Raw genomic sequence first — 26,453 nt, 5'->3', positions numbered from 1 at the left:
GAAAGACCATCAAGGTCTTACAGGTCAAATACCTCAACAATATCCTCGAGCAGGACCATCGCTTCATCAAGCGGATTACCGCCCCGATGATGGGTTTCAACGCCTTCCATCCCGCCATCGCCGGCATCGAGGCCGCGCACATGATCCGAAAGGGTCAGATCCCTGCCAACGGTCACACCGCATTCCGGCAGTTTGCTGGCCTCACAGCATAATTATGTCCAGCGAAAGCCTGCACTCAACCCCGCTGAAAATTTGCGACAGAACCCGAGGACGGGCAGCAGAGCGCAATGATCGGCTGCTCTTAGACCGGCTCGTCAACCTTCGTTGTCACGTCCTCCACCCACGCCATCAGAGCAGCGGGATCAGGCGGCAGTTGAATTGCCAGCCCTTCCGCGAAACTCTCGAAGGCCGGTCGGTTGAGCGCATTAAGGCCGACAAGAACGGGGATATCCATCGCGACCGCCTCGGCGATCACGTCGCGAAACCCTCGCCCCTCGGCCTCGTGTTTACCGAACTTGTTGACAATCAAAAGGTCCGCGCCGGCTGACAGGCCAGTCGCGACCAGTCCGACGGCCGTTTCAAGCGCGGCAGGGTCGAGGCGACACCCCCGCGCTTGCGGACCAAGATCCTGACTGATGCGCAAGACCGCGCCATCGGGCAACACCCGCACATCCATGTCGCAGGGACCTGCGTCTGGGCGCTCGCTGTTGATCTGGACGGTGCCGCAGCATCTGAGGCCCCGGGCCGCGAGATCCGCTGCCAGCCGCTCAAGCACAAAATCCGTATCGCCGCGTCCCGGCGCCATCGTGTAGGCAAGTTTCATATCCGGGCTCCTTCAGGATTGGCAGAAAGGTTGGAATTCGACCAGCGCACCGGCTGGCAGGCATTCGGTATCGGCGGGCAAAAACATCAACCCGTCCGCAAGGGAAAGTAGCCCGACACGGGCCGAATGGGTGGCATCCTCGAAATGGACGATCTCGCGGCCATGGGCATCGAACCCGGCCAGCGTGGAGGGCCGGAGTTCGCAGCGTCCGGGCTTGCGGTGGATTTCGCTTGCGGTCACGACGTGCCGCCGGGTCGGGGCACCTGTCCCCTCGCCGGTCAGGGCGCGGACAAGCGCCATTCCGAACACCTGCCAGGTGACGAAGGCAGACACCGGATTGCCGGGCAGACCAAGCCAATGCGCGTTCCCAATACGCCCGACCGACACCGGCTTGCCCGGTTTGATTGCCACGCCGCTGAAAAGGACCTCGCCCCCGAGTGCCATAAAGGCGGGCTTCACATGATCTTCTTCTCCCACCGAAATGCCACCCGTGGTGATGACTAGATCGGCCTGTGCCGCCATGTCACCCAATTGGCGGACAAGGCCCGCAAGACTGTCGGCACCATGGGCTGAGGCGACAAGTTCAACGCCAACAGGTGTGAGGCTTGCTGTCAACATCGGTGTGTTCACGTCCCAGATCTGTGCAGACTCGCGCGCGGTGCCCGTGCCGCGCAGCTCGTCGCCGGTGACCAGCAGGGCCACGCGCAGTTTGCGCTGCACCCGCAGGATGCCGGCGCCGGCGCTCGCACAGGCGGCGATGTCCCGGGGGGCGAGCCTGCGGCCCTTGTCCAGAACCATCGTGCCCTTGGCCATGTCGCTGCCCGCAAGGCGGATGTTCTGGCCCGGGACAGGACGGCGGGACAGGTGAATGACGTCCCCGTCCCGCCGGACGTCCTCCTGCATTACGACAGCGTCCGCACCACCCGGGATCGGCGCGCCCGTGAATATTCGGGCCGCCACGGCCCCCGCGACCAATGTCGTCGTCTCCTGCCCGGCGGGCACTCGCGCAACCACCCGCAGTTCCCAAGGACCGTGCCCCGTCAGGACCGATGTCGCGACCGCATAACCATCCATCGCCGCATTGTCGAAGGATGGTGCCATGGAACGGGACCTGACCGGCTGGGCGAGAATGCGGCCAGCGGCACTGTCGAGCGGGACGGCCTCAGTTCGGCCGACTGGCACTGCATGCGCTGCAATCCGAGCAAGGGCCTCGTCGATGCTGATCAGAGAATGGAGCATGTCTTGGCGGTCACAGCCGCAGCCCGGTGACGCGATGGCCTGTTGAAGTGTCATTGCGCTGCCTCCTGTGTGGAATGGATGGTCTGAAAATGCCCAGGCCCGAAGCTGCAATCGAGGTCACGCAGGTTGAGGCCGTAGATCAGGCCATGCACGCGCACGATGGTGCCGCGGGCCCACGCCCTTTGCAGGATCGGCGTTTCGCAGACGCGCCGGACGCCTTCGATCACGCTCCATTCGGTCAGTCGATCGCACCGCGCCTCAAGGCCGGACTCGCGCCCCAGATCCACCGCATCGACCGCAGATTCCAGCACCGACAGTAGATTCATGTCTGAGAAATGAACGATGTTTGCGGCGTTGCGATGGACAAAAACCTCGCCCGGATCGAGCCCCGCGACGACGTTGGCCGGAACCCGGCTGTCCGAACAACCGATCCGGAAGAACTCGGGCGCTTGGAGGGCGGTAAGGCAAGCGAAGTGGTCTGGTTCCTCGGCGTGGCGTTGTTTCGACCACGCCATGTTGTGCGTCAGAAGATCATTCAGCATTTGGGGTCTCCGGGAGATCTGGCAGCCCGCGTCGTGACCGCATGTGTTTCGACAAGGTCCGCAGATCGGCCTGGGTCAGCCTGGCGCGTGCAATCGGCATGAGGATTGCGTTTTCGGCAACCAGGTGGCGGCGCACATGCCCCGCAAACGTGGACAACACTGCGCGCTCCTCGACGGTGAGGTTGGCCCCGCTATCGAGACAACCGGCCAGCATCGCACGCACCTGAGGCAGCAGACGCATTGCCTCATCCTGATCGGTCCTGATCCGGTCGATCGTGCCCTCGATCGCATCCTCTTCCGTGCAGCGCCGAGCAAGAAGCGGGAACAGATCCTCTGCCTCGTCGCGCAGATGGACGTTCAGTTCCTCGTTCAGAAAGCGCAGCACCGCTGTGGCCGATCGGCGATCGAGGGCGTCCGCCGTGGCCAACCCGTCGATGACCGCGCAGACCTGACGTTCGCGCAGGTGGTCTTCGCTGATGAAATCCAGAGGATTTCCAAGCAGGCTCGGGCTTGTCGGTTTATCGCCGCTCCCACGCCGCGCTGGTTCTGACGGTTGCATAACGCGTCCTTTCGCGGGGTTCAGATCGGTGCGAGGCTTGAGCCGGTGATCTTTGCGCCTTGGGCCAGAGTTTCGACGAAGTCCCGTGATGCCTTCGCCCAGGCCGCCTTTTCCAGCGCTTGCGCGATCTTGGGGTGGACAGTCTCATAGGGCAGAACCTGCCCAGGTGCGGTGGCGTTCAGGCGGATGATGTGCCAGCCGTGACGTGAGAGAACGGGTGCTGCGCTGATGGTGCCCTCGGTCAGGCTGCGCAGTGCCGCCTCGAACTCGGGCACGGTGTCGCCCGGTCCAAGCTGACCCAGATGCCCGCCCGACGCCTTGGAGTCGCAATCGCTTTCGCGAGCAGCCGCCGCAAAGCCCTTAGCGTCGCCATCCAGCCGCGTCAAAAGCGCCTTGGCCCGCACCTCGGCTGCGGCGCGTTCTTCTTCGTCGCGCGGGTCGCAGGCGCACAGGATGTGCGAGACATCCCAGAGCGGTGCGGACCGATAGCGGTCTGGACCCTTCGCCCATTCGGCACGCACCGCGTCTTCCGTCACGGGCGCGATGGTCAGCGCTTCGTCCAGAAGGGCGCGGATCAGGGACTCGTCCTCGGTTTCGAAGCGTCCAGGTGCCAGCTCAATCGGGTCGGGCACCAGCCCGCGCCGCCGCGCCTCTTGTAGCAGCAGGGCGCGGATCGTGAGCGCCTGCGCCGCCTTGCGCCAGGCGATGCCTGGTTTGTCCTTGGGCGCAGTGTGGTTCTGTGCCTCGGCGGCGATGGCCGCCGAGGGAATGTTTTCGCCGTTCACGACAACATCGGGGAAAAGGGCCGTGTTCATCGTGCTCACTCCGCCGGTGTGGTGGTTTTGGGGTCAGTCTTGCCCTGCCGTGCGTCATAGGCCCGGCGACGTTCTTCTAGCGGGCGGCGACGGCGCGAGCGCACGATCTGGTATCCCGGCCGCGTCAACAAGTAGCGCAGCGGGGCAAAGAAACCCGAAATCACATGCGCCAGCCGCGTGAACGGAAAGACGAGGAAGATGGTCAGACCAAGGAAGAGGTGCATCTTGAACACCAGCGCGACATCGGCGATGTGCTCTGCCGCGCCAGACCGGAAGGTAAAAATCATCTGCGCCCAAGCCATGAACTTGGTCATTTCATGCCCGTCCAGATGGTCAACCGACACAAAGATGGTTCCCAGCCCCAGCGCAAGCTGAGCCAACAGAAGCGCCAGAATGGCGATATCCGCGAAGGTTGACGTCTTGCGAATGCGTGGGTCCATCCAGCGGCGGTGGAACAGCATCAGCCCGCCCACCATCGCCATGACACCGGCGATCCCGCCCGCAACAACAGCAAGAAGCTGTTTGGCGGCATGGCTGATCCCGAGGGTGTCAAAAACCACAATCGGAGTCAGCAAGCCAACCAGATGACCGAAAAAGATCACCAGCACGCCGATATGAAACAACACCGACCCGATTATCAACTGTCGCCGCCGCAAAAGCTGGCTCGATGAGGTTTTCCATGTGAACGGATCCCGTTCGTAACGGGCAATCGAGCCAAGCAGCAGAACCGAAAGCGCGATGTAGGGGTATATACCGAAAAGGAAATTGTGCATTGTCTTGTCCTCTATTCAGCAGCCAGGCCTGGGCCGGGTTGGGGGCCGGGGCGTTTGGGGGCATCCATCTGCGCCAGCATGTCGCGCACCTGCGGGCAGCCCGCGTTGGGATCGGGGCCGAAGGTGACTTCGGTCTCTTCCCAAACCGCGTCGAGCGCCTCAAGGTCGGTGGGGTCGTCATCCGGTTGCGCCAGCATTCCCGCCACGGCGTCAGCGTCGGATTGCGCACCGGCTAGCTGGGAAAGAGCGACGAACGCGGCGTCATACCCGCTCTCGCGCCGCACCAGACGGGTGGCAAGCGCGTCGAAGATATGGGCCGCGTCCGCCAAGGTTTCCTGCACTTCTGCGAAGGGACGCGTCGACAGGAATTCCAAGAGCACCGGCAGGTGGTCAGGCAGTTCCGTGGTGGCGGGCTCAAATCCGCCCTCCCGGTAGGTTTCGATCAGGCTGACCATTGCGCCGCCCCTGTCCCGACTTTCGCCGTGGACATGTTCGAAGAGGTTCAGCGACAAGGTGCGCGAGCGGTCGAAGATCATGACATAACTCTCCTGGACGTCGAACAGATCACCCCGCCCCAACCCATCAGTGAGCGTTTGCAGCGCCGCCCGCGTATCGGGAGCGATGCGGGGATCGGTGGCCAGAACGGCCCCGATCTCGGGCATGGCGTCTTGCAGTTCGACGCTCGGATAGCTCAGCGTCAGTGACAGCGCCTTGAGTGTACGGTCCATCATCAGAATGACTCCAGCGGAAGGGCAAAGGACTTCTTCTTGCCGCCGAACAGGCTGGTCTTGCCCGTCTCGCCGGTGGAACAACCATTGCCGTCGGTGAAGCCGCAGCCGCCACGTATGTCGGCACCGGCCTCGTTCTGTTCACGATGCGCGGTGGGGATCGCGAAACGGTCCTCGTAGTCGGCGATGGCCATGATCTTGTACATGTCCTCGATCATCCGGCCCGACATGCCGACCCGAGCGGCGATGCCCTCGTCACGCACGCCGTCCACGCTGAGCGCGCGCATGTAGAGTCGCATGGCCGACATCCGTTCCAGCGCATGAACGATGGGTTCCTCGTCGCCTGCCGTCAGCATGTTGGCCAAGTACTTGACCGGAATGCGCAAGCTGCGCACGTCGGGCATCTGGTCGCTCATCGCGATTTGTCCGGCCTGTGCAGCGTTCTGGATCGGCGACAGCGGCGGAATGTACCAGACCATCGGCAGGGTGCGGTATTCGGGGTGCAGCGGGAAGGCGACCTTCCAGTCCATCGCCATCTTCCAGATCGGGCTGACCTTGGCTGCCTCGATCCAATCCTCCGGCACACCGTCGCGGCGGGCGGCGGCGATCACCTCGGGGTCATTGGGGTCAAGGAACACGTCAAGCTGCGCGCCGTAAAGGTCGGTTTCCCGCTCGCTGCTGGCCGCCGCCTCGATCTTGTCGGCGTCATACAGGATGACGCCCAGATAGCGTATTCGCCCGACACAGGTTTCCGAACAAACCGTTGGCTGACCGCTCTCGATGCGTGGATAGCAGAAAGTGCATTTCTCGGATTTTCCGCTTTCCCAGTTGTAATACACCTTCTTGTAGGGGCAGCCGGAAATGCACATCCGCCAGCCGCGACATTTCTCCTGGTCGATCAGGACAATGCCGTCTTCCTCGCGCTTGTAGATTGCGCCCGAGGGGCAGGAGGCCGTGCAGGTCGGGTTGAGGCAATGCTCGCACAGGCGCGGCAGATACATCATGAAGGTATTTTCATACTCGCCATAGATCTGCTTCTGGATATTCTCGAAGTTGTAATCCTGCGAGCGTTTGGCGAATTCGCCGCCGAGGATTTCCTCCCAGTTCGGGCCCTTCTCGATCTTTTCCATTCGCTCGCCGGTGATCTTGGACCGGGGGCGCGCGGTGGGAAAGGCGTTCATGTCGGGCGCGGATTTCAGGTGGTCATAGTCGAAATCGAACGGCTCGTAGTAATCATCGATCTCAGGCATGTTGGGGTTGGCGAAGATATTCGCCAGGATCCGCCATTTAGAGCCTTGTTTGGGGTGCAGCTTACCCGATTTCGATCGTGTCCAGCCGCCATTCCAGCGCTTCTGGTTTTCCCAATCGGTGGGATAGCCGGTGCCGGGCTTGGTTTCCACATTGTTGAACCAAGCGTATTCCACACCCTCGCGGCTGGTCCAGACGTTCTTGCAGGTGACAGAACATGTATGGCACCCGATGCATTTGTCGAGATTCAGCACCTTGCCGATTTGCGCGCGAACTTTCATTCTGCTGCCTCCACTTTCTGGGTTGCAGGCGTATCCAGCCAATCAACCTTCTTCATTTTGCGCACGATCACGAATTCGTCGCGGTTGCTGCCCACGGTGCCGTAATAGTTGAACCCATAGGACAATTGCGCATAGCCGCCGATCATATGCGTAGGTTTCAAAACCGTGCGGGTGACCGAGTTGTGAATCCCGCCGCGATGGCCGGTTTTCTCTGATCCTGGCGTGTTCACGATCTTTTCCTGCGCGTGGTACATGAACAGTGTGCCCTGCTTGATCCGCTGGCTCACCACCACCCGCGCGGTCAGCGCGCCGTTGATGTTGTAGGCTTCTACCCAGTCGTTATCGACAAGGCCCGCCTTTTGCGCGTCGATCTCGGACATCCAGACGACCGGCCCGCCCCTGTTCAGCGTCAGCATCAAGAGGTTGTCGGTATAGGTGGAGTGAATGCCCCATTTCTGGTGGGGCGTGATGAAGTTCAGCACGACATGCGGGCTGCCCTCTGCCGCGTCGTTGTTGACGGCCTTGGTGATGGTTTTCAGGTCCACCGGCGGGCGGTAGCTGACGAAGCCCTCGCCAAAGGCGCGCATCCACAGGTGATCCTGGTAGAGTTGCTGGCGCCCCGTCAGGGTGCGCCACGGGATCAGCTCATGGACGTTGGTGTAGCCTGCGTTATAGCAGACCTCTTCGGACTCAATCCCCGACCATGTGGGGCTGGAGATGATCTTGCGCGGTTGTGCCGCGATATCGCGAAAGCGGATCTTGGTGTGATGCGCGCCCTCGGCCAGATGGGCATGGTGGCGGCCGGTGGGCTTCTCCAGCTCCTCCCACGCCTTCACGGCCACTTCGCCATTGGTTTCGGGGGCGAGCATCAGGATCATCTCGGCCGCGTCGATGGCGGTGTCGAGCTTGGCCATGCCTTTCGACACGCCCTCGTCCAGCACCACGCCGTTCAGGTCGCGCAGATGGCCGACCTCGACCTTGGTGTCCCAGTTGATCCCCTTGCCGCCATTGCCGAGTTTCTCGAGCAACGGACCGACCGAAGTAAACTTCTTGTAGAGGTTGGGATAATCCCGCTCGACCGCGATGTAGTTCGGCGCGGTCTTGCCGGGGATCAGGTCGCATTCGCCCTTCTTCCAGTCCTTCACATGGGCCTGCGCCAATTCGCCGGGAGTGTCGTGCAGCAGCGGAAGTTGGACGATGTCCGTTTCCACGCCGAGCACTTCGGGCGCGACTTCCGAGAATTTCCGGGCGATCGACTTGAAGATCTCCCAATCGGATTTGCTTTCATAGGCCGGGTCCACCGCCGCCTGAAGCGGGTGGATGAACGGGTGCATGTCGGAGGTGTTGAGGTCGTCCTTTTCATACCAGCTGGCCGTCGGCAGCACGATGTCGGAATAGACACAGGTAGTGGACATGCGGAAGTCGATGGTCACCAGCAGGTCGAGTTTGCCCTTGGGCGCCTCGTCATGCCAGACGGCCTCCTTCGGCATCACGCCGCCTTCCTCGCCCAGGTCCTTGCCCATGACGCCGTGATCGGTGCCCAGAAGGTGCTTGAGGAAGTATTCATGCCCCTTGCCGCTGGACCCCAGCAGGTTCGAGCGCCAGACGAACAGGTTGCGCGGCCAGTTCCCCGGGGCGTCCGGGTCTTCGCACGACATCTGCAGATCGCCGGATTTAAGCTGTTCGGCGACATAAGCGGGAATGTCCTTGCCGGCTTTTTTCGCCGCTTTCGACACCTCCAGCGGGTTGGTTTTGAGCTGCGGGGCGGACGGCAGCCAGCCCATGCGTTCGGCGCGGATGTTGTAGTCGATCAGGGATATGTCCCAGTCGCCTTCGGGCGCTGTCGGAGAGAGGATTTCGCCTGCGCTCAATGTCTCATAGCGCCATTGGTCAGTGTGGGCATACCAGGCCGAGGTCGCGTTCATGTGACGCGGCGGGCGGTTCCAGTCCAGCCCGAAGGCCAGTGGCTGCCAGCCGGTCTGCGGACGCAGCTTTTCCTGCCCTACATAATGCGACCAGCCGCCGCCCTCTTGGCCGATGCAACCGCACATCACCAGCATGTTGATGATGCCACGGTAAGCCATGTCCATGTGATACCAGTGATTGAGACCGGCCCCGAGGATAACCATGGATTTGCCATGGGTCTTTTCGGCATTGCCCGCAAACTCGCGCGCCACCGCGATGATCTTTTCGCGCTCCACGCCGGTGATTTTTTCGGCCCATGCCGGGGTGTAGGGGCTGTCGTCGTTGAAATCCTTGGACACCCAAGTGCCACCAAGGCCCCGGTCCAGCCCGTAGTTGGCGCAGAACAGGTCGAACACGGTGGCGACGAAGGCTTCCGACCCGTCGGCCAGTGTCACGCGGCGGGCAGGAATGTTTCGGGTCAGGACCTCGGGGTGGTCGCATTTGACGAAGTCGCCCGTCGCAGCACCGCCGAAATAGGGGAAATTGACGCCCACAACCTCATCATGGTCGCCATCCATGATCTGGCTCAGGCGCAGTTGGGCATCCGTTCCCTTGGCGCGTTGCTCAAGGTTCCACTTGCCCTCCTCGCCCCACCGGAACCCGATGGACCCATTGGGGGCAACGATCTGGCCCGAGGCCTCATCATAGGCCACAGTCTTCCAGTCGGGGTTGTTGGTCTCGCCCAACTTGCCGTCGAAATCGTCAGCACGCAGCATCCGGCCCGGGACAAGGTGGCCGTCCTTTTCGTCCAGCCGGACAAGCATGGGCATATCGGTGTATTTGCGGGCATACTCCTCGAAATACTCAGCCTGCCGGTCGAGGTGGTATTCGCGCAAGATCACGTGACCCATGGCCATCGCCAGCGCCGCATCGGTACCCGCCTGCGGGTTCAGCCAGATGTCGCCGAACTTGGCCGCCTCTGAATAATCGGGGCTGACCACGGCGGATTTCGTGCCGCGATAGCGAACCTCAGTATAGAAATGGGCATCGGGCGTGCGCGTCTGCGGCACGTTCGAGCCCCAGAGCATCAGGAAGCCCGCGTTGTACCAGTCGGCCGATTCTGGCACGTCGGTCTGCTCGCCCCAAGTCTGCGGGCTGGCGGGCGGAAGGTCGCAATACCAGTCGTAGAAGGACATGCAGGTGCCGCCCAGAAGCGAAAGGTAGCGCGAGCCTGCAGCGTAGCTGACCATCGACATGGCCGGGATCGGCGAGAATCCGAACACCCGGTCGGGGCCGTAGGTCTTTGCGGTATAGGCGTTGGCGGCGGCGACGATTTCGGTCGCCTCGTCCCAGCTTGCCCGCACGAAACCGCCCTTGCCGCGCGTCTTGGTATAGGATGCCCGCAAGACGGGATCGTTCTGGATCGCGGCCCAGGCGGCGACCGGCGTCATCGTCTCGCGCATCTTGCGCCAGGCCCGCATCAGGGCACCCCGGATCAGCGGGTTCTTCACCCGATTCGCGGAATAGAGATACCAGCTGTAGGACGCGCCGCGCGCGCAACCCCGCGGCTCATGGTTGGGCAGGCCCGCCCGCGTGCGGGGATAGTCGGTCTGCTGGGTCTCCCAGGTGACAATGCCGGACTTGACGTAGATCTTCCACGAACACGACCCGGTGCAGTTCACCCCGTGGGTCGAGCGCACGATCTTGTCGTGCCGCCAGCGGTTTCTGTAGGTGTCTTCCCAGCCGCGATCCTCGCGGGTGGTCTGACCCCAACCGTCCGAGAATTGCTCCAGTTCCTTGCTCTGGAAGAAGTTCAGTTTGTCGAGCAGATGGCTCATTGGGCTGTCCTTTCGGGTGTCTGGGCCCGGACGACGACCTGCGCCGTCCGGAAAATCGGTTGGGTCATTTTACGGGCTGGGCGGCGGAGCCCTGAGGCTCCCGTCCGTGTTCGATGTCGTGCAAAAGGCCGCCGGGGCGCGTGTAGACAACCCAGGTGATAGCAAGGCACAGGACGTAGAAGATCAGGAACAGCCACAGCGCGCCGATGGGGCTTCCTGTCATGGCGATGGACGAACCGTAAGCCTTGGGGATGAAGAACCCGCCATAAGCCCCGATCGCGCTGGTGAAGGCGACGATCCCGCCCGATTCCATCGCGATCTGGCGCGCGCGGTCGGCTCCCGTCAGCTGCGGCATCAGGCGCGGCACTTCGCGGCCCATGATCACGGGGATCATCTGGAAGGTCGAGGCGTTGCCGACCCCCGTGAAGAAGAACAGTGCCATGAAGCCGGCGAAGAAACCCGCAAAACTGCCCGCCTGAAGCGAGAGAATGACGGCCAGCACGCTGGTGATCATACCCACAAAGACCCAGAAGGTGACGCGTCCGCCGCCGAACTTATCGGAAACCCAGCCCGTGCCGGCGCGGCTCAGCGCGCCGACCAGCGGACCAAGAAAGACATATTGCAGCGCGTTTATCTCGGGAAAGGCGATCCGGCTCAGGAGCGGGAAGCCTGCCGAGTAGCCGATAAAGCTGCCGAAGGTGCCAATATAGAGGATGCACATCAGCCAGTTCTGGGTGCGCCCGAAGATCACCGATTGCTGGGCGAAGCTGGCCTTGGCATCGGCGATGTCGTTCATGCCCAGCCAGGCCGCGATGGTGGCCGCTAGGATGAACGGCACCCAGACGAAGCCCGCGTTCTGCATCCAAAGTTGCCCGCCGTCAGAGAGTTCCTGCGGCGCGCCACCCATGGCACCAAAGACGCCCACGGTGATGACCAGCGGTACCAGAAACTGCATGACGCTGACGCCCAGATTGCCGAGGCCCGCATTCAGCGCCAGTGCGTTGCCCTTTTCCGCCTTGGGGAAGAAATAGCCGATGTTGGCCATGGAAGAGGCGAAGTTGGCCCCGCCGAGGCCACAGAGCAGCGCCAGCACGAGGAAGATGAAATAGGGGGTTTCCGGGTTCTGCACGGCGTAGCCGATGCCGATGGCGGGCAAAAGCAGCGATGCGGTCGAGACTGTCGTCCAGAGCCTTCCGCCGAAGATCGGCACCATGAAGCCGTAGAAGATGCGGAGCGTGGCCCCCGACAGCGCCGGCAAGGCGGCAAGCCAGAACAGCTGTTCGGGGGCAAAGTTGAACCCGATGGCCGGCAGGCGCGCGATCACCATCGACCAGACCATCCAGACCGAAAACGCCAGTAGCAGCGCAGGAATGGAAATCCACAGGTTGCGGCGCGCGACTGCCCGGCCCTTGTCAGCCCAGAAGGTCGCATCCTCGGGACGCCAATCCTCAATCACGCGCGGCATGGCCGTGCGCTCGGGGTGATGGATATCCTGCATTTCGGGCAGTTGCGGCAGCCGGTCGAGCACCTCGCCATGGGCTGCGCGCTCCATCGCCCGGACCGACAGGTGCATCCAGGTCAGCGCGATGGCGACCAGAACGAACAGCAGCACAAAGCACGAGGTGTAAATGCCCGTCAGGTCCAGAAGCGCGCCAAAGGCGATAGGCAACACGAAACCGCCAAGGCCGCCGATCATGCCGACCAAGCCACCGACTGCGCCGACGTGGTTGGGATAGTAAACAGGGATGTGCTTGAACACTGCCGCCTTGCCCAAGCTCATGAAAAAGCCAAGCGCGAAAAGCGTGACGATGAATGGCCACAGACCCATCTGTGTGGAAAAGGCGATCGGGCCGTCCTTGCCCGCAATGATGTAATCGGTCGGCGGATAGGACAACATGAACAGGAACAGCATGCTGAACCCGAAGGTCCAGTACATAACGGACCGCGCGCCGAACTTGTCGGACAGGACCCCGCCATAGGCTCGGAACAACGAGGCCGAGAGGCTGAAAGAAGCCGCCGCCATGCCCGCGAAACGCACGTCAATGCCGTAGACGTCGATCATGTAATGCGGCAACCAGAGAGCCAGCGCGACGAAGGCACCGAAGACGAAGAAGTAGTAGAGCGAAAATCGCCAGACCTGCAGGTTCTTCAGCGGCGCGAACTGTTGCGCGAGCGACGGGGCCTTGGTGCCTGTCCTGCGGCGTTCGACAAGTCGGGGATCATCCTTGGCCAGGAAGAAGAACAGCACGCCGATGATCGCCAGCGCGCCCGCCCAGACATAGGCCACACCATGCCAGCCGTAAGCGACCATGACGAAGGGGGCAACGAACTTGGTGACGGCCGCGCCGACATTGCCCGCGCCGAAGATACCCAGCGCCGTGCCCTGACGCCCTGCGTCATACCAGCGGCTGACATAAGCCACACCAATGATGAACGATCCGCCCGCCAGCCCGATGCCGAGCGCCGCGATCAGATACATGATGTAGCTGTCGGCCAGCGTCAGCGCCCATGTGGCCAGTGCTGTCAGGATCATCTGAGCCGAGAACACCAGCCGCCCGCCGTATTTCTCGGTCCAGACGCCGAGGAACAGGCGGGTGATGGACCCGGTCAGGATCGGCGTCGCGACCAGAAGGCCGAATTGGGTGTCATTCAGACCAAGCTCGGCCTTGATGGCGACACCGATGATGGAAAAGATCGTCCAGACCGCGAAACAGGCGGTAAAGGCGATCGTGCTCAGGCTCAAGGCGCGTGTCTGATCGGCGCGCGAGGCTGTGGCTTGGGTCTGCATGGCAGGATCTCCGGCAATTTTGGTCTTTCACCCCTGCGTGGGGTTCAAAGCCAAACCTGAGGCCGGAGCGGCGCACATGACTTGATCTAGATCACGAAACCTCAAAAAGAATAACGAAATAAATGGCTTACAGAAATATGTCATCCGCTGGTCGGTGACAGATCAAGACCGCCGCGGCGAAGGTCAACTGAAAGATTGACTTTTATCAATTGATCTGATGATATTTGTTAAGCGCATGAAATCAGGGGGGATGGCATGCCCGATTCAGAATACCGGGACATTCGACAACTGAATCTCTTTTCGCAGATGGCGGATGATCATTTCACATCCCTGATGCGGGGCGCCTATGTTCAGAATTTCCCGGCCCAGATCGAATTGATCACTGAAGGAGAGCCGAGCGATTTTCTTCACATTGTCATTTCGGGTTCGGTCGATCTGTTTTCGACCTGGAATGGCCGGGATACCAGCATGGCGACGGTCCGCCCCATCTCGACCTTCATTCTCGCCGCAACCATCAAGGATGCGCCCTATCTGATGTCGGCGCGCACACTGGAAAAAAGCCGAATCGCGCTGATCCCTAGTCAGGATGTGCGCGCGATCTTCGACGCTGACAGCAACTTTGCCCGCGCCATCGTCACGGAGCTGGCACAATGCTATCGCTCCGTCATCAAGTCCCAGAAGGACCTCAAGCTCAGAACCTCGCTCGAGCGGCTCGCGAATCATCTGCTGCGCCAACAAAGACGGGCGGGCGGCGGGGCCGTGTTTGAGCTTGATTTCGAAAAGCGCCGCTTGGCCTCGGTGCTAGGCATGACCCCCGAAAACCTCAGCCGCGCTTTCAAGGGTCTGCAGCCCTATGGTGTGGCCGTGTCCGGCACCCGCATCACCATCGGCAATCAGGCGGACCTTGAGCATTTCGCAAAACCCAATCCACTGATTGATAACTTTTCAACCTGAAGGACAGACAGATGACCAAATCCATGCCTGGCGCCGCCGGAGACCTCGCCGAGGAATATCCCGATGTCTGGAAGGCCTATGCCGCCTTGGGCAAGGCGAGCGCCGACTGTGGCCCGTTGACGCCCCGGGAAAAGCGTCTCGTCAAACTTGCGCTTGCCATTGGCGCTGGATCCGAAGGCGCGGTGCACTCCCACACCCGGCGCGCCAGATCGGAGGGGATCGAACCTGCGGCGATGACGCAGGTCGCGATGCTGGCCATCGGCCCGCTTGGTCTGCCCCGTGCCGTCGCCGCGAAGACCTGGATCGAAGACATCAAGGAATAACCATCAAGGAAGCGGACTGACGCCGAAGAGAACGGGATGCACCCAAAGGAGCGTCGCGTAGAGGACAATACCGGTCACAAGCCGCGCAAGGGTGCCTCCCAACCCGCGCCAGGACAGGCGCGGCGCGCCTTCGACAGCCACACCAGGCGCTGCCACTCCGGACCCATCTCATGGCGCTTTCTGCGGTCGATCAGCCGACCGCCAAGGAACGCGAATGCGGCAAAGGTGCCGAACAAGATCAGATGCGCCAGATCCCCGTTCGGCACGACATGGGCCGCCGCCCAAAGCGCCAGAGCGGCAAGCAGCGGGTGACGTGACCACCGGACGACGCGGGGTTTTGCCGGGTCGAACAGCTCGTTGCGCGTGCCACCAAAGGAGAACGGGTTTGCGTTCGAGGCAGACAGTTCCGTCATGATCGACAATGCAAATGTTGACAGTTTCAAGGGACGCATCGATCCCGACATAATGTGCCATGTTGTTCCTCCAATCGGCATTTAGATGGAGCTATGATCGGCCATCTAGGGCCGCCCACCTACCCTATCTCTGCCGCCTCGATCTCGCGGATCCAGTCCCGGATCACTCGACGTTTTCCAAGAACCGGCACGGGCGTTTTCGCGACAGCGAACTTCTGCGCCACCTGTTTGAGACGACTGTCGCGCGTTGCATCGCCGAAGGTCTGGTCAGTGGCCAGCGCATGGCCATCGACGCCAGCCTGTTCCACTGCCCGGCAGGGCATTGCGTAGCAATGTCCCGAGAGGGGAAGCCGATGCCAACAAGCAGAACTCGACGCCGAAGGAAGAATGGGACCCCGAGCAGATCGATCCTGCTGATGCGCCCCGGGCCGTGCGCGAGTATCTCGACACGCTGGATAAGGCCGCATTTGGCGCGGCTAGTGAGGTGCAGCCCAAGTTTACCTCGCATTCTGATCCCGTCAGTCAGTGGACAGCAGCCCGCAAAGGCCCTGCTTTCTTTAGCTATTCCGACAATTATCTCATCGACACGGATCACGGTGTCATCTTGGATGTGGAACCCACCCGCTCCATCCGGCAAGCCGAGGTTGGGTCGACAAGAACCATGCTGACGCGGGTGAAAGACAAATTCGGCCTGGTCCCTGACTGGATGATCGCCGACACAGCCTATGGTTCAGGCCCAATGCTCGGCTGGCTCGTGGAACGCAAGATCGATCCTTACATCCCTGTGATCGACAAGGCCGGACGCCCCGATGGGACCTGGACACGCACAGATTTCGACTGGGATGCGCAGAACGACCAATACATCTGCCCCGAGGGGAGCGCGCTCAAGCAGTTCCGCCGGAATTATTTCGATCCGAACCGGGGTCCGACGGGCAAGGGCGCCGCGAAGTATCGTGCGCTGAAGCTGACTTGTCAGGTTTGTCCATCCAAGCCGAAGTGCTGCCCCAATGCCGACGCCAGATCGATCACGCGTGAAGAACACGAAGATGCCCGTCAAGTTGCCAGGGATCTGGCCAAAACGGATGAATACGCGATTGCGACGAAGCTTAGGAAGAAGGTCGAAATGCTCTTCGCCCACCTCAAACGTATTCTCGGCCTGAACAGGCTTCGACTACGTGGCCCATGCGGCGCAAATGACGAATTTCTCCTCGCAGCAACCGCCCAAAACCTCCGCAAACTGGCAAAGATCTTTCCTGCATCGCAGCAAACGCGCAAAGCCTGATAAGAAAGGCGCTCGCGCTGAATTTCGAGCAGCTATTTCTGCGACCGCAAACGTTAGTTTTTCCACAGAATCGGCCAGAAGCCGATCCGTATCGCCGCGCCCCTGACCTGTCACACCGGCAAGTCGCATGGCCCCCTCACTGCGTCTCGAGGCGTGGAAACAGCACGTTGTTCTCTTGCGCGATATGCGCGGCGAGATCATCGAACAGCGCCGCAGCCCTGCCATAGAGTGACCGCCAAGAGCCGCAGGCGTGGTCCGGCGACGTCAGATCGTTTGTGAGTCACCGGATCAGGGCGATGTCCTCCGAATGGTCGTCATGGTCGGCCCGCATCACCGCGATGGGATGTTCGATGTCTGGACCACCGCCCGCGTGCATGGCCGGGAACAGGATCATCTCTTCCTTGGTCATGTGATCCTCCATCTCCTGGGCCAGCGTCCGGATGGCATCAGCCAACCCTGTGGGCGCCTCGGGGTCGCCCGCATGGACGCGTTCGTCCCGTTCAGCCAGCGGCATGAGGGAGGCGAAATCTTCCCGGTGCATCTCGTGATAGCGCGTCAGGATGTGGTCGATCAGCGCGCCGGTCTCCTGCGGCACGTCGGTAACCGTTTCGGCATCAGCAAGTTCTTCCATCGCAGGCCCTTTCCCTCGCGCATCACCAAGTCCTTGCATGGGCCGCAGCGAATTGGTATTAAAAATACGCATACCAGCCTCTGAATGCGCACTTAAGTTGCTAAATCAGGGCCGCGACCTTGCGCCTCACCTCCTTCACCGATTACGGCCTCCGCGTGTTGATGCGCATGGCGGGCGAGCTTGAGCGGCCCTTCACCACTGCGGAACTCGCCGATGAGTTCCGCGTTTCACGCAACCATCTGGCCAAGGTGACCTCGGCGCTGGCCGGTGTGGGCTATCTGGAGACCCGACGAGGAGCTGGCGGAGGCGCGATGCTGGCACAGCCCGCCAGTGATATCTGGTTAGGCGATGTGGTGGCCCGTCTGGAGGGCGACCAGGCGTTGGTCGAATGCTTCGCCGCTCGCCGTAATGCCTGCACGCTCACGCCGCGCTGCCGTCTGATGGCGCGACCGGCCCACGCGGAAGCGGCGTTCATCGACGATCTGAACCGCGGCACGCTGGCCGATTGCGTCTATATCCCGGCCGAGGCGTAACACGTCCAGGCAACGGCCGGGAAAAACTTGCGGTTTACTTACTTGTAATATCCGAGTATTTTTATCAGAATAAGTATGCACGTGGTATGTGCGCCATATTCAACATCCAGAAAGTTCAATCAGGCAAGACCATGACTCGAACCGCCATCTCGACGCCTCCAGGCCCCGGACCGGTCGCCAGACATGTTTGGACCGTCTTCGGTGCCTTCTCACTCGGGGCAGGCGTGCTGGGACTCGTCCTGCCGCTCCTGCCAACGACGCCATTCGTGATCCTCGCTGCCTTCGCCTTCTCCAAAGGCTCGCCGCGCTTCGCCCGTGCGCTGCACGAGCACCGCCTGTTCGGCCCGATCATCGCAGAATGGCGTGCAAGAGGCGCGATCGCACCGCGCTACAAGGCACTCGCGATCGCCATGATGGGCGCGGCGCTGGCCACCAGCGTCGCACTTGCATTTGGCGCGGCTCTCATTGCCCTCCAGGCGCTCGCCATGACCAGTGCTGCCGCTTTCATCCTCAGCCGGCCCAACGCACCGGGTTGAGTCCCGAGCCAGACAGCACGACTTTCCGAAAAACCAGAGGCCGGGTGCGCCTGACTTGCACAGGAAAAGATGACATGACCCGCTCCTTCCATGGGGTGAACCGCGATCAATCGACATGAAGAGCCCGCGATCCTGAAACCCTGAAGCCGCCAGAACAATGCATCTTATGGGCTGCAAGTTTGATCTACTGCAAAGATCGAGCGCTTCGAATCGCTCATGATCGATGCATGGAACATACAGATTCACTCAAGGCGCTTGGCCTTTTCGACGCGCGTGTGCCCCGTTACACGTCATATCCGACCGCAGCGGTTTTTGCCCCGAACGTCGGCTCGGCTTTTCAGAAGCGGGCCCTTGAGATGTTGGACCCAGATGATCCGGTGTCGGTTTACATCCACATTCCCTTTTGTGAGCGCCTGTGCTGGTTCTGCGCCTGTCACACGCAAGGCACGCAAACCCTCGGACCGGTGGAAAGCTACATCGAGACCCTCGAAGCAGAGCTGGAGATGCTGCGCGGCACCCTGCCTGCTGGTCTGCGCATGGGACGGTTGCATTGGGGTGGCGGCACGCCCACGATCCTGCCACCACCGTTGATCCACCGACTGAGCAAGGCGATCCGCAGCGTCTTCCCCACGGCAGACGACTTTGAATTTTCCGTCGAAATCGATCCGACGATGGTCGACCGCGCCAAGATCGATGCGCTTGCGGCGGAAGGCATGACCCGTGCGTCCATTGGCATTCAGGACTTCGATCCCGAGGTGCAGCAGGCGATCGGCCGCCTGCAACCCTTCGACATCACGCGCGCCTGCGTCGAAGACCTGCGCGCCGCCGGTATCACCTCGCTGAACACCGATCTGGTCTACGGCCTGCCACACCAGACCCTTGCACGGATCGAAGATACCATCGACAAGGTGCTGACATTTGCTCCGGACCGCATCGCCTTGTTCGGGTACGCGCATGTGCCCTGGGTGTCGAAACGTCAAAAGCTGATCGACGAAAGCGCCCTGCCGGGTGATCTGGCGCGGTATACGCTTGCCACCTGCGCCGCAGAGCGGTTCGTCGAAGCCGGTCTGACCCCAATCGGCATTGATCATTTCGCGACTCCCGAGGATGATCTTGCAGTCGCCCACGAGACCGGGCGCTTGCGCCGCAACTTCCAAGGTTACACGGCGGACAGCTGCCAGACCCTGATCGGACTTGGTGCGTCCTCCATCTCGCGCTTTCCGGGCGGGTACGTCCAGAACGCCCCGGCAACAGCCGCCTACAAGCAGCGGATTGCGCAAGCGATCTTTCCTGGATCGCGTGGCTACGCGATGACCGAGGACGATCAACTTCATGCGCGCGCGATCGAGAAGTTGATGTGTGACTTCACGCTCGATCTGGAGGATCTGAGCAGCGAATATGGCCCCTGCGCCTACAGGCTCAGGCCTTGCCTGGAAGACATCGAAACCCGTTTCAAGCCTTTCGCAAGACTGGTTGGACAGCGCATCAGCATCGCGCCGGAAGGTCGATCTCTGACACGCATCATCGTCTCCACGCTTGACCAACACGTTCCAGAGGGTGTTCGCTACTCGCGGGCATCTTGAGACGCCATGACGTCTTGAATCCGCTCTCCTTGTGGCGTTGGGCTCCGAGTTTGCGTGAGCACTACCTTTGGAACGTTCCAGCGCATAGTCTGGTTTTCAAGGGAGGCATCAATGAACAAACCAAAACTCGACCATGCCGACTTGTCTCTGGCCAATCTGATGACCCATTGGCCCCGGACCATCCCCGTATTTATCCGCCACAAGATGCTGTGTGTTGGATGCCCAATAAGCCGCTTCCACACGATTGCCAACGCTTGTGCCGAGTACCATCTGAATGAGAAAGATTTTTTGGCAGAGTTGAAGCAGGCAATAGATCTTGAGTGAGCGCTTTCTGCCAGGACCGGGCACCAAAAATCCCCGAGGTGCGGATTCCTTGACAGTTTGCGTTTATTTACAGCTTCGTATCGGTCGAAACGCGCATTGGGGTCAGGATACTCTGACCTGCTTGCATGCTGCCGGCCTGCCTTCGGCGTCATAGTCGCCCTTGGCTGCGACCAACGATTGCGTTGTCGCCGACAACAGGTGAACGGCCCCCATCATCGTCCCGATCAACCGTGCGATGTGACTCCCGAAATGGGGACTTCCCGGCGGCCGATAGACCAGATTGATCCCCCATTTCGCACATGCCGACCGAAAGGCATGCGAACGGAAATCGGGACCGTTGTCGACTTGGATGCTGTGCGGTATACCCTGTGCGGACCAAGGAACATTGCACTCCAATTCCGCCAGAAGTCCCGCCTTGGGGGCCACCGCCTGTGTCAGGCAAAGCGTCACTGACAGACGCGAAGGTGCCTCGAGAGAGGTGTAATATCCGGTTACCAACCGCGTTGCGACGTCGATCGCCAGCGTGACCCAAGGCCGCCCAATTGGTTGGCGCTCAAAACTGTCGACGAGAATGATGTCCGCAGGCGTATGGTCGATTTGCACGACCTCCAGTGGCTGGTTTGCCTTGTTCTCGCCTGTGACGGCCGCAAATTTCTGGCGGGCCGCCTTTGCGCCTTCTCGTGCCTTGGCAACTTCGCGGGCATCCATTGAATCCAGCCTGCGCTGAACCGTCCGACGCGTCGGCGGTTGCAAACCCTGCTGCCAGCACGCGCTGCGGATTTCTGTCACGACGCGCAACAGGCTCGAACGCTCCCGCCGTAAGAAATAACGGCGAAGATGTTCTTCGATCGCCGCTTCTACCTTGCCGGATATCAAGGTCGTACCAGTCGGGCGACCCCGTTTTCGCGAAGCCAGTGCGCTGGTCCGCCCACCCTCCTCCGCCAACCGCTTTATCCAACACCATACCGTCGCCCTGCTGACACCGAATTCCCAAACGGCATCATTGACGCCGCTTTCCAGATTGCCAGTACCTTTGAGAAATGCCTGAACAAGCGGGCCCAGCATCGCCGCCCTGCGCGCCTCTTAAGCACCAACGGCAACTGAGTCTTCGCCATCATTTTTCATCGACATTTGCCGCATAAGCCTATGAACCCTGTCTCAAGTTTAAGGGCAAAGGATGACCGTTGATTTCATTGACTTTCTCATCTCACGATTAAGGGCTACGCGACAGCTATCATCGCAAAGTATGCGTGAATTCGCCATACTGGCTTCAACGTACCGAAATTTGAAAAGATATCATCGGCAATTCTGGGTTGTTCTTTGCTGATTTTGGCTCTTGTGCGAAGCACGAGCGGGCGGACTATGCGAGGTTCAACGCTCCTAGTTGTAGTTAGATGTCGTGCCTTCGGCTTCGAACAGAATGGTCAAAAGCAACGATGCGTCCTCAATCCCTTTCACAGAGTGCGGCTCATTGCCGTCGAGATAAACCCAATTGCCCGCTCGCAGGTCGATTGTCTCGTCAGTAAGCCCGAGCTGTGCGTGCCCCTCGATGCATTGGAGGGTAATGCGGCCGGGAACCCTGTGCGAGGGGATCTCGACACCTGCAGGCACGATGAGGCGCACCGCTTCGAAGTTCGATGTGCGGACGATGGCATGCGTTCTGGCGGCGGAGAGCTGTGGCCCGAGCGGGCGAAGATCGACGACCTCGCTTGGGGCGGCATGTTTCAGGGCCATCGCGTTCCCTCCATTGGTTGTTCCGCAGGCTCGGGCAAGTGCATGACCTGCAAACCCTCCTCGGTGACGATCGCGTCGAGGCGGATGTCGTGCGGCTGCGGGTAGATCGTCGTGAGTTGGGCTGCTTGAAGGCCGATGCCGATGACGAAGGGACTCGGAGACAGATGCGCGAGCGTGCGGTCGAAGTAGCCGCCGCCGTAGCCGAGCTGATAGCCCTCCTGGTCCCAGCCGACAAGCGGAGCAAGCATCACTTCCGGAGTCACGACCTCTGCCTGCGGCGGCGGAACCGGGATATTCCAGTCGCCCCGCACCATGTACGTCTCCGGCGTCCAGCGGCGGAAGACGAGCGGGGCCTGTTTCACCTCGACCAAGGGGAGCGCGACCCGGACGCCCGTCCCGTGCAGATCAGTCATCAGGGGGCGCAGGTCGGGCTCGCCCTTGATCGGCCAGTAGGCCGAGAAGACGCGTTCCCGCATGTCGCCGAATTGGTCCGCCAGAAGGTCGCGCAGGTGACCCGACAACGCGACCCCGACGGCGCCGCGCACCTCTACGCTCAGCGCTTGGCGCTCGGCGCGCAATCGCATCCGCTCGGCCCTGCGCCAGCGCGCGACATCGCGCGCCTGTTCCGGGTCGACGCCCAGCGGATCGAAATAATCGGGTGCGATCTCGCCCGCCATGCAGGGCGGGGAAGCGTAGCGTCCCTCGGACCCGTTATTCTCCGCCATGTCGTGCCTCCTTGTGCCCGCAACCGTCGGAGCGGAAGCGGTCCAGCAAGGCTGCCGCCTCGTCCGCCATCCGGCGCAAGCGATCACCGGCGGGAACGACGTCCGTGATCTGGCTCACGCCTTGACCGGCATAGAGCGCCATTGCCTCCAGATCTCCCGTCGTCGTGCGCAGGGGCGAGTCCGTGCTGAACCGCAGGCGGGCCACATCATCGTCCCAGGCGATGGGCTCTCGCGACAAGGCCTCGGGGTCGTGGCCCAGAAGCCGGTCGCCGAGCGCTTGCGTCACGCTGTTGGCCAGAACCCGGACAGCGGCACCGCGTGGCCAGTTCAGAACGAAAACGTCGGTGAGAACCGTGTCCGAAGCATGGGCTGCCACCAGTCGGCGCTTGTGTTCGTCATGGGCGAAGGATTCGTCGGTCGCCAGAAAGGCCGTGCCGCAATGCGCGCCCGCGGCCCCCATGGCGAGGGCGGCGACCAGGCCCCGTCCATCGACGATCCCGCCGGAGGCGACGACCGGCAACCGGGTCTCGGCCAGGATCTCGGCGGCCAGCGCGAAGGCGCCGATGCGCCCGTGAACGTGCCCACCAGCCTCGATGCCCTGCGCGATCAGCACATCCGCGCCGGCCGCCTCGGCATCGCGCGCCGCCTGCGCCGTTCCGACCTGGTGCAGTACGAGGCAGCCCGCCGCCTTCACGCGCGCCACAGCCGACGGCACCACGTCCCAGAAGAACGAGAAGGCCCTGACGCCGAGGTCGAGACAGCAGGTTATCTGGGCGTCGAGGAGGTCCGGGTCGGTGGCCGCCGGGATCACATTGACCGCGAAGGACCGGTCGGTCGCTGCCCGCAGCGCGCGCACCTCGCGCTTGATCAGCTCGGGCACCTCGCGGGCTATGCCGAGCGTCGGATAGCCGCCTGCATTGGCCACAGCCGCCGCCAATTCCCAACGCGACACGCCGCCCATGCCAGCCAGCAGGATGGGCACGCCGCAGCCCAGCAGATCGCAGAGCGGGGTGTGCAGCGAGGGATACAGGCCATCCGTCATGTCGCGTTCACCTGCGCCAGTCTCTCGCGCAGATATTCCCGCAGCACGACGGCCTGGTTGTGATCGCGGTCCTTCGCGCCGAAGAGCAGGACAACAGGGCCTTTGCGGCACCAGGCAAGGCAGCGTTCCACCGCTTCGTCGTTATGGTCCAGTTCTACTTGATAGCGGCGCCGGAACTCTTCCCACCTGTCCGCGTCGTGGCCAAACCACTTGCGCAGGTCGGTGCTCGGGGCGACCTCCTTGATCCAGTCGTCGAGGTCGAGATCGACCTTGCTGACACCGCGCGGCCAGACACGGTCGACCAGCAGCCGAGCACCTTGTGTCTTGCCGAGATCGTCATAGACCCGTGCGAGGTCAATATCCGGCGCGTTTGTCATCCTGCGGCGTCGTCCTCCATAAGGTCCAGCGCCTTGATCGAATGGGCGAAGGCTGCGCCTGCGCGCATCTCGGATGCGACCCAGATCGCCTCCATGATCTGCTCTTGCGTGGCGCCTGCGCGGCGGGCGGCTTTCACATGACCTTCGATGCACCAAGGGCATTGCGTGACATGGGCGACAGCGACAGCGATGATCTGCTTGGTGCGGGCATCAAGCGCGCCCTCGGCGAATACCGCCTTCGAGAATGCGCGGAAGGCGTCGTCGGCCTCCGGTGCAAGAGCGTGCCGTCGCTCGGCATGGGCGCGGGTTGCCTGCGGAAAATGAAGTTCAGACATGGGCAACGCTTTCAGGCTCGAACTGCGGGAAGAGCACGTTGTTTTCCAGCCGGATATGCTCGCTCAGGTCTGCGATGAACTCTGCCAGTCCCTCGTAGAGAGTTGCCCAGGGTGTGCAGGCCCCTTCGGGCAGGGTTAGGTTGTCGGTCAGGTGGCGAATCTTGGCAATTTCGCAGTCATGGTCGGCACGCATCAGAGCGGTTCGCTCGGCCAGAGGTGCGTTGGTGCCCAAGCGGATCAGCGGAAAAACCAACAGCTCCTCCTTTTTCATGTGCACCTCCATCTCGCCGTTCAGGCGGCGTAGGATGGCGGTCAGCCCTTCGGGTACGTTATGATCGGGTTCGTGCAGGTCCTCGATCATCTCGGCAAGTTTAATGAGGGTCTGCAACTGCTGCCGGTGTCGTGCGTGATACCGCGTCTCGATGTGGCGCGTCAGGTCGGCGGCGTCTTGGATTGGGGCGGCATCGGACATTCGGGCATCCTTTCTTTCATCAGCGAAGGGCAGGAATGGCGTCGGGGGCGGCCTGCGCCTCCTTGACCGCGATGTGGAGTGAGCGGGCGATGCGTTCGGCTCGCTCAATGACATGCAAGGCACCTGACGGTGTGCAGACCTCGTGGGCCGTTTCGCGGAACAGTCCCAGCCAGCGCTGGAAATGCGCCCCATCAATCGGCAGCGGCGTATGCGCCGGCACCGGGCGGCCATGGTAGCGGCCGGTCATCAGCGCAACTGAAGACCAGAAGGCGACCATGCGCTCAAGGTGCGGCCCCCAGTCGGTTATGCGCGCAGCGAAGATCGGGCCGAGCACCGCATCGCCGCGGACCTTGTCGTAGAAGGAATGGACAAGGTCCCGTAGGATCCTCTCGTCCAAGCCCGTTTCCGCCATGATGGCCGCAGTCATCTCCGGCCGGGCGGTGGCGATCTGTTCGGATGGTTCGGCGGTGGACATGACGGCCTCGCGGTTTGGATCTTGCATTTAAGCCTAGGTCTGTTAATAGGTATTGTAAATACTAATTCATCCGGGACGTTCGCGGCTATGCGCCTCACCTCCTTCACCGACTACGGCCTGCGCATGCTGATGCGCATGGCGAGCGCGCCGGATCGCGCCTTCTCGACCGCAGATCTGGCGGACGAGTTCGGGCTGTCGCGCAACCACCTTGCCAAGATCATGCAGCGCCTTGCGCGGGCCGGGCTGATCGAGACCCGCGGCGGCGCGGCGCTGGCCCGGCTGGCCTCGGACATCCGACTTGGCGCAGTGGTGCGCCTGCTGGAAGAGGGCCAGCCGCTTTTCGAATGCCTGAGCGCCACCGGCGGCGGCTGCACACTCGACGGCCGCTGCCAGCTCAAGGCGCGCATGCGCTCTGCGGAGGCCGCGTTCCTCACGATCTCGACCGCGCCACGCTCGCCGATATCGCCCTCGAGCCGATCCCGACGGGCTGACGGGCCGCGGGTCCGACAGTCGCCGTCGGCGGGCATCAGAAACAAGCAACCAAAGCACGGAAGGAACGCCCGATGACCACTTGGCTCCCCACCCTGAAGACCGCGACGCCGCAAGAGGGGTATGGCCTCGCCGTGAAAATGGCCCGCTTCGCGATCAAGATGACCCAGCCGGACGCAGAAGTTCGCGACAAGCTGCGGCCTGTCTATGCGGAGAATGCCGATGCGCTGATCGCGTCGAGCCAGGTGGTGGCCACACATTTCGCCACCGTGGCTGCGGCCAACGACTATTGGAGAGATGCGACATGACGACTGTCGAACGAAGGGCGGAAGACTTTGTCATCGAAGCATCACTGTTGGCGGATGCGTTCGGCCTTTCGCAGGAGGAGATCAAGGCGCGGATGCGCTCGGGCTTCGTCACCTCGCGCTGCGAGGCCGGGGTGGACGAGGATGCGGGGCGTTGGCGTCTGACCTTTCACCACGGCGGCCGCGCCTGCCGGTTCATCGTGGATACGGGCGGAAACATCCTGACGCGGGCGACATTTCCGGTCAGGACAGTCACGCAAAATCCGGGCGCACTCGGTGCATACATCGGACCGGGGGCAGGATCGTGATCCCCGCGACCCTTCTCGAAAGGGCCAGCCGCCGCCTCGTCACGGTCGATCGCTCGGCGCGACTGGTCGATGC

The 26,453-nt window shown here is 61.9% G+C and carries 29 protein-coding genes and 2 pseudogenes; 11 read left to right on the top strand and 20 right to left on the bottom strand.

Translation table 11 applies throughout. The features are described from left to right. Positions 1-212, top strand: a 212-nt coding sequence (locus ACN0X0_RS20425) for a DDE-type integrase/transposase/recombinase (RefSeq protein WP_417280712.1), incomplete at its 5' end; no start/stop codon positions are given. 89 nt (positions 213-301) lie between these two features. On the opposite strand, the gene ACN0X0_RS20420 is transcribed toward ACN0X0_RS20425, so the two are convergent. The 10 genes from ACN0X0_RS20420 to ACN0X0_RS20375 form a co-directional block, all read right to left on the bottom strand. After that, a complete protein-coding gene (locus tag ACN0X0_RS20420) occupies positions 302-823 on the bottom strand; it encodes a DUF2478 domain-containing protein (RefSeq protein WP_417280711.1) in 522 nt (173 codons plus the stop codon). A 12-nt stretch (positions 824-835) separates the two neighbouring features. Beyond that, positions 836-2,116 (bottom strand): gephyrin-like molybdotransferase Glp, encoded by a 1,281-nt coding sequence (gene glp / locus ACN0X0_RS20415; protein ID WP_417280710.1) that lies wholly within the window; start codon positions 2,114-2,116, stop codon positions 836-838. Next, a complete protein-coding gene (locus ACN0X0_RS20410) occupies positions 2,113-2,604 on the bottom strand; it encodes a carbonic anhydrase (protein WP_417280709.1) in 492 nt (163 codons plus the stop codon). The genes glp and ACN0X0_RS20410 overlap by 4 nt, the downstream gene beginning before the upstream one ends. Then, positions 2,594-3,163 (bottom strand): hemerythrin domain-containing protein, encoded by a 570-nt coding sequence (locus ACN0X0_RS20405; protein WP_417280708.1) that lies wholly within the window; start codon positions 3,161-3,163, stop codon positions 2,594-2,596. The genes ACN0X0_RS20410 and ACN0X0_RS20405 overlap by 11 nt, the downstream gene beginning before the upstream one ends. A gap of 20 nt (positions 3,164-3,183) precedes the next feature. Continuing rightward, entirely contained in the window at positions 3,184-3,978 is a 795-nt protein-coding gene (locus ACN0X0_RS20400) for a peptidylprolyl isomerase (RefSeq protein ID WP_417280707.1), read from the bottom strand. A 5-nt stretch (positions 3,979-3,983) separates the two neighbouring features. Then, entirely contained in the window at positions 3,984-4,751 is a 768-nt protein-coding gene (narI, locus tag ACN0X0_RS20395) for a respiratory nitrate reductase subunit gamma (protein ID WP_417280706.1), read from the bottom strand. 11 nt (positions 4,752-4,762) lie between these two features. Next, positions 4,763-5,479 (bottom strand): nitrate reductase molybdenum cofactor assembly chaperone, encoded by a 717-nt coding sequence (narJ, locus tag ACN0X0_RS20390; RefSeq protein WP_417280714.1) that lies wholly within the window; start codon positions 5,477-5,479, stop codon positions 4,763-4,765. Between the two features lie 2 nt (positions 5,480-5,481). Continuing rightward, positions 5,482-7,008: a nitrate reductase subunit beta gene (gene narH, locus ACN0X0_RS20385; protein WP_417280705.1), complete on the bottom strand. Its 1,527-nt coding sequence runs from the start codon at positions 7,006-7,008 to the stop codon at positions 5,482-5,484. Continuing rightward, positions 7,005-10,751, bottom strand: coding sequence for a nitrate reductase subunit alpha (locus tag ACN0X0_RS20380; RefSeq protein WP_417280704.1), 3,747 nt, complete (start codon positions 10,749-10,751; stop codon positions 7,005-7,007). The genes narH and ACN0X0_RS20380 overlap by 4 nt, the downstream gene beginning before the upstream one ends. A 64-nt stretch (positions 10,752-10,815) precedes the next feature. Then, positions 10,816-13,539 carry a nitrate/nitrite transporter gene (locus ACN0X0_RS20375; RefSeq protein WP_417280703.1) on the bottom strand — a complete coding sequence of 908 codons (2,724 nt, stop codon included), beginning with the start codon at positions 13,537-13,539 and terminating at the stop codon, positions 10,816-10,818. A gap of 255 nt (positions 13,540-13,794) precedes the next feature. On the opposite strand from ACN0X0_RS20375, the gene ACN0X0_RS20370 reads away from it, so the two are divergent. Then, positions 13,795-14,493 carry a cyclic nucleotide-binding domain-containing protein gene (locus ACN0X0_RS20370; RefSeq protein WP_417280702.1) on the top strand — a complete coding sequence of 233 codons (699 nt, stop codon included), beginning with the start codon at positions 13,795-13,797 and terminating at the stop codon, positions 14,491-14,493. Between the two features lie 11 nt (positions 14,494-14,504). Next, on the top strand, positions 14,505-14,816 hold the full coding sequence (locus tag ACN0X0_RS20365) for a carboxymuconolactone decarboxylase family protein (protein WP_417280701.1): 312 nt from the start codon (positions 14,505-14,507) through the stop codon (positions 14,814-14,816). A 74-nt stretch (positions 14,817-14,890) separates the two neighbouring features. On the opposite strand, the gene ACN0X0_RS20360 is transcribed toward ACN0X0_RS20365, so the two are convergent. Further along, positions 14,891-15,259: an NnrU family protein gene (locus tag ACN0X0_RS20360; RefSeq protein ID WP_417280700.1), complete on the bottom strand. Its 369-nt coding sequence runs from the start codon at positions 15,257-15,259 to the stop codon at positions 14,891-14,893. A 23-nt stretch (positions 15,260-15,282) separates the two neighbouring features. On the opposite strand from ACN0X0_RS20360, the pseudogene ACN0X0_RS20355 reads away from it, so the two are divergent. Then, positions 15,283-16,511 (top strand): annotated as a pseudogene (locus ACN0X0_RS20355) (IS1182 family transposase); the annotation flags it as partial. Positions 16,512-16,791: 280 nt separating this feature from the next. Here the strand turns inward: ACN0X0_RS20355 and ACN0X0_RS20350 are convergent. After that, positions 16,792-17,142 carry a hemerythrin domain-containing protein gene (locus ACN0X0_RS20350; RefSeq protein ID WP_417280699.1) on the bottom strand — a complete coding sequence of 117 codons (351 nt, stop codon included), beginning with the start codon at positions 17,140-17,142 and terminating at the stop codon, positions 16,792-16,794. Positions 17,143-17,261: 119 nt separating this feature from the next. On the opposite strand from ACN0X0_RS20350, the gene ACN0X0_RS20345 reads away from it, so the two are divergent. The 4 genes from ACN0X0_RS20345 (at position 17,262) to ACN0X0_RS20330 (ending at position 20,118) form a co-directional block, all read left to right on the top strand. After that, positions 17,262-17,675, top strand: a complete 414-nt coding sequence (locus tag ACN0X0_RS20345; RefSeq protein WP_417280698.1) for an RrF2 family transcriptional regulator — start codon at positions 17,262-17,264, stop codon at positions 17,673-17,675. A gap of 131 nt (positions 17,676-17,806) precedes the next feature. Then, positions 17,807-18,211: a YbaN family protein gene (locus tag ACN0X0_RS20340; protein ID WP_417280713.1), complete on the top strand. Its 405-nt coding sequence runs from the start codon at positions 17,807-17,809 to the stop codon at positions 18,209-18,211. Between the two features lie 227 nt (positions 18,212-18,438). Then, complete coding sequence (hemN, locus tag ACN0X0_RS20335) at positions 18,439-19,794, top strand: oxygen-independent coproporphyrinogen III oxidase (RefSeq protein ID WP_417280697.1); 1,356 nt, start codon at positions 18,439-18,441, stop codon at positions 19,792-19,794. Positions 19,795-19,905: 111 nt separating this feature from the next. After that, positions 19,906-20,118 carry a DUF1858 domain-containing protein gene (locus ACN0X0_RS20330; protein WP_417280696.1) on the top strand — a complete coding sequence of 71 codons (213 nt, stop codon included), beginning with the start codon at positions 19,906-19,908 and terminating at the stop codon, positions 20,116-20,118. Positions 20,119-20,220: 102 nt separating this feature from the next. Here ACN0X0_RS20330 and ACN0X0_RS20325 read toward each other — a convergent pair whose 3' ends face one another. The 8 genes from ACN0X0_RS20325 to ACN0X0_RS20290 all read right to left on the bottom strand — a co-directional run bounded on the left by ACN0X0_RS20325 (position 20,221) and on the right by ACN0X0_RS20290 (position 25,278). Then, entirely contained in the window at positions 20,221-21,183 is a 963-nt protein-coding gene (locus ACN0X0_RS20325; protein ID WP_417280695.1) for a DDE-type integrase/transposase/recombinase, read from the bottom strand. Positions 21,184-21,498: 315 nt separating this feature from the next. Beyond that, the gene (locus ACN0X0_RS20320) at positions 21,499-21,852 is read right to left on the bottom strand and encodes a cupin domain-containing protein (RefSeq protein WP_417280694.1); all 354 of its coding nucleotides are present in this window, start codon (positions 21,850-21,852) and stop codon (positions 21,499-21,501) included. After that, on the bottom strand, positions 21,843-22,577 hold the full coding sequence (locus ACN0X0_RS20315) for a 5-formyltetrahydrofolate cyclo-ligase (RefSeq protein WP_417280693.1): 735 nt from the start codon (positions 22,575-22,577) through the stop codon (positions 21,843-21,845). The genes ACN0X0_RS20320 and ACN0X0_RS20315 overlap by 10 nt, the downstream gene beginning before the upstream one ends. Further along, entirely contained in the window at positions 22,564-23,619 is a 1,056-nt protein-coding gene (locus ACN0X0_RS20310; RefSeq protein ID WP_417280692.1) for an NAD(P)H-dependent flavin oxidoreductase, read from the bottom strand. Before ACN0X0_RS20310 ends, ACN0X0_RS20315 begins: the two co-directional genes overlap by 14 nt. Further along, a complete protein-coding gene (locus ACN0X0_RS20305; RefSeq protein WP_417280691.1) occupies positions 23,616-23,996 on the bottom strand; it encodes a DUF488 domain-containing protein in 381 nt (126 codons plus the stop codon). Before ACN0X0_RS20305 ends, ACN0X0_RS20310 begins: the two co-directional genes overlap by 4 nt. After that, the gene (locus ACN0X0_RS20300) at positions 23,993-24,331 is read right to left on the bottom strand and encodes a carboxymuconolactone decarboxylase family protein (RefSeq protein ID WP_417280690.1); all 339 of its coding nucleotides are present in this window, start codon (positions 24,329-24,331) and stop codon (positions 23,993-23,995) included. Before ACN0X0_RS20300 ends, ACN0X0_RS20305 begins: the two co-directional genes overlap by 4 nt. After that, positions 24,324-24,803 carry a hemerythrin domain-containing protein gene (locus ACN0X0_RS20295; protein ID WP_417280689.1) on the bottom strand — a complete coding sequence of 160 codons (480 nt, stop codon included), beginning with the start codon at positions 24,801-24,803 and terminating at the stop codon, positions 24,324-24,326. Before ACN0X0_RS20295 ends, ACN0X0_RS20300 begins: the two co-directional genes overlap by 8 nt. Positions 24,804-24,822: 19 nt before the next feature. Further along, positions 24,823-25,278 (bottom strand): group III truncated hemoglobin, encoded by a 456-nt coding sequence (locus ACN0X0_RS20290; RefSeq protein ID WP_417280688.1) that lies wholly within the window; start codon positions 25,276-25,278, stop codon positions 24,823-24,825. A gap of 87 nt (positions 25,279-25,365) precedes the next feature. Here ACN0X0_RS20290 and ACN0X0_RS20285 point away from each other — a divergent pair. The 3 genes and pseudogenes from ACN0X0_RS20285 to ACN0X0_RS20275 all read left to right on the top strand — a co-directional run bounded on the left by ACN0X0_RS20285 (position 25,366) and on the right by ACN0X0_RS20275 (position 26,380). Next, a pseudogene (locus tag ACN0X0_RS20285) lies at positions 25,366-25,769 on the top strand (RrF2 family transcriptional regulator). 72 nt (positions 25,770-25,841) lie between these two features. Next, positions 25,842-26,075: a hexameric tyrosine-coordinated heme protein gene (locus tag ACN0X0_RS20280; RefSeq protein ID WP_417280687.1), complete on the top strand. Its 234-nt coding sequence runs from the start codon at positions 25,842-25,844 to the stop codon at positions 26,073-26,075. Next, complete coding sequence (locus tag ACN0X0_RS20275) at positions 26,072-26,380, top strand: DUF6522 family protein (RefSeq protein ID WP_417280686.1); 309 nt, start codon at positions 26,072-26,074, stop codon at positions 26,378-26,380. The genes ACN0X0_RS20280 and ACN0X0_RS20275 overlap by 4 nt, the downstream gene beginning before the upstream one ends. Positions 26,381-26,453: the final 73 nt, after the last annotated feature.

It is taken from the genome of Celeribacter sp. (genome assembly GCF_048270365.1).
Taxonomy (GTDB): Bacteria; Pseudomonadota; Alphaproteobacteria; order Rhodobacterales; family Rhodobacteraceae; genus Celeribacter.
Note: the sequence above shows the minus strand (reverse complement) of the source record. Positions and strands in the feature narration are given on the sequence as shown.

Coding starts and splice junctions, on each gene's coding strand:
- ACN0X0_RS20420 (WP_417280711.1), bottom strand. CDS start 823: ATGAAACTTGCCTACACGATGGCGCCGGGACGCGGCGATACGGATTTT.
- glp (WP_417280710.1), bottom strand. CDS start 2,116: ATGACACTTCAACAGGCCATCGCGTCACCGGGCTGCGGCTGTGACCGC.
- ACN0X0_RS20410 (WP_417280709.1), bottom strand. CDS start 2,604: ATGCTGAATGATCTTCTGACGCACAACATGGCGTGGTCGAAACAACGC.
- ACN0X0_RS20405 (WP_417280708.1), bottom strand. CDS start 3,163: ATGCAACCGTCAGAACCAGCGCGGCGTGGGAGCGGCGATAAACCGACA.
- ACN0X0_RS20400 (WP_417280707.1), bottom strand. CDS start 3,978: ATGAACACGGCCCTTTTCCCCGATGTTGTCGTGAACGGCGAAAACATT.
- narI (WP_417280706.1), bottom strand. CDS start 4,751: ATGCACAATTTCCTTTTCGGTATATACCCCTACATCGCGCTTTCGGTT.
- narJ (WP_417280714.1), bottom strand. CDS start 5,479: ATGGACCGTACACTCAAGGCGCTGTCACTGACGCTGAGCTATCCGAGC.
- narH (WP_417280705.1), bottom strand. CDS start 7,008: ATGAAAGTTCGCGCGCAAATCGGCAAGGTGCTGAATCTCGACAAATGC.
- ACN0X0_RS20380 (WP_417280704.1), bottom strand. CDS start 10,751: ATGAGCCATCTGCTCGACAAACTGAACTTCTTCCAGAGCAAGGAACTG.
- ACN0X0_RS20375 (WP_417280703.1), bottom strand. CDS start 13,539: ATGCAGACCCAAGCCACAGCCTCGCGCGCCGATCAGACACGCGCCTTG.
- ACN0X0_RS20370 (WP_417280702.1), top strand. CDS start 13,795: ATGCCCGATTCAGAATACCGGGACATTCGACAACTGAATCTCTTTTCG.
- ACN0X0_RS20365 (WP_417280701.1), top strand. CDS start 14,505: ATGACCAAATCCATGCCTGGCGCCGCCGGAGACCTCGCCGAGGAATAT.
- ACN0X0_RS20350 (WP_417280699.1), bottom strand. CDS start 17,142: ATGGAAGAACTTGCTGATGCCGAAACGGTTACCGACGTGCCGCAGGAG.
- ACN0X0_RS20340 (WP_417280713.1), top strand. CDS start 17,807: ATGACTCGAACCGCCATCTCGACGCCTCCAGGCCCCGGACCGGTCGCC.
- hemN (WP_417280697.1), top strand. CDS start 18,439: ATGGAACATACAGATTCACTCAAGGCGCTTGGCCTTTTCGACGCGCGT.
- ACN0X0_RS20330 (WP_417280696.1), top strand. CDS start 19,906: ATGAACAAACCAAAACTCGACCATGCCGACTTGTCTCTGGCCAATCTG.
- ACN0X0_RS20325 (WP_417280695.1), bottom strand. CDS start 21,183: ATGCTGGGCCCGCTTGTTCAGGCATTTCTCAAAGGTACTGGCAATCTG.
- ACN0X0_RS20320 (WP_417280694.1), bottom strand. CDS start 21,852: ATGGCCCTGAAACATGCCGCCCCAAGCGAGGTCGTCGATCTTCGCCCG.
- ACN0X0_RS20315 (WP_417280693.1), bottom strand. CDS start 22,577: ATGGCGGAGAATAACGGGTCCGAGGGACGCTACGCTTCCCCGCCCTGC.
- ACN0X0_RS20310 (WP_417280692.1), bottom strand. CDS start 23,619: ATGACGGATGGCCTGTATCCCTCGCTGCACACCCCGCTCTGCGATCTG.
- ACN0X0_RS20305 (WP_417280691.1), bottom strand. CDS start 23,996: ATGACAAACGCGCCGGATATTGACCTCGCACGGGTCTATGACGATCTC.
- ACN0X0_RS20300 (WP_417280690.1), bottom strand. CDS start 24,331: ATGTCTGAACTTCATTTTCCGCAGGCAACCCGCGCCCATGCCGAGCGA.
- ACN0X0_RS20295 (WP_417280689.1), bottom strand. CDS start 24,803: ATGTCCGATGCCGCCCCAATCCAAGACGCCGCCGACCTGACGCGCCAC.
- ACN0X0_RS20290 (WP_417280688.1), bottom strand. CDS start 25,278: ATGTCCACCGCCGAACCATCCGAACAGATCGCCACCGCCCGGCCGGAG.
- ACN0X0_RS20280 (WP_417280687.1), top strand. CDS start 25,842: ATGACCACTTGGCTCCCCACCCTGAAGACCGCGACGCCGCAAGAGGGG.
- ACN0X0_RS20275 (WP_417280686.1), top strand. CDS start 26,072: ATGACGACTGTCGAACGAAGGGCGGAAGACTTTGTCATCGAAGCATCA.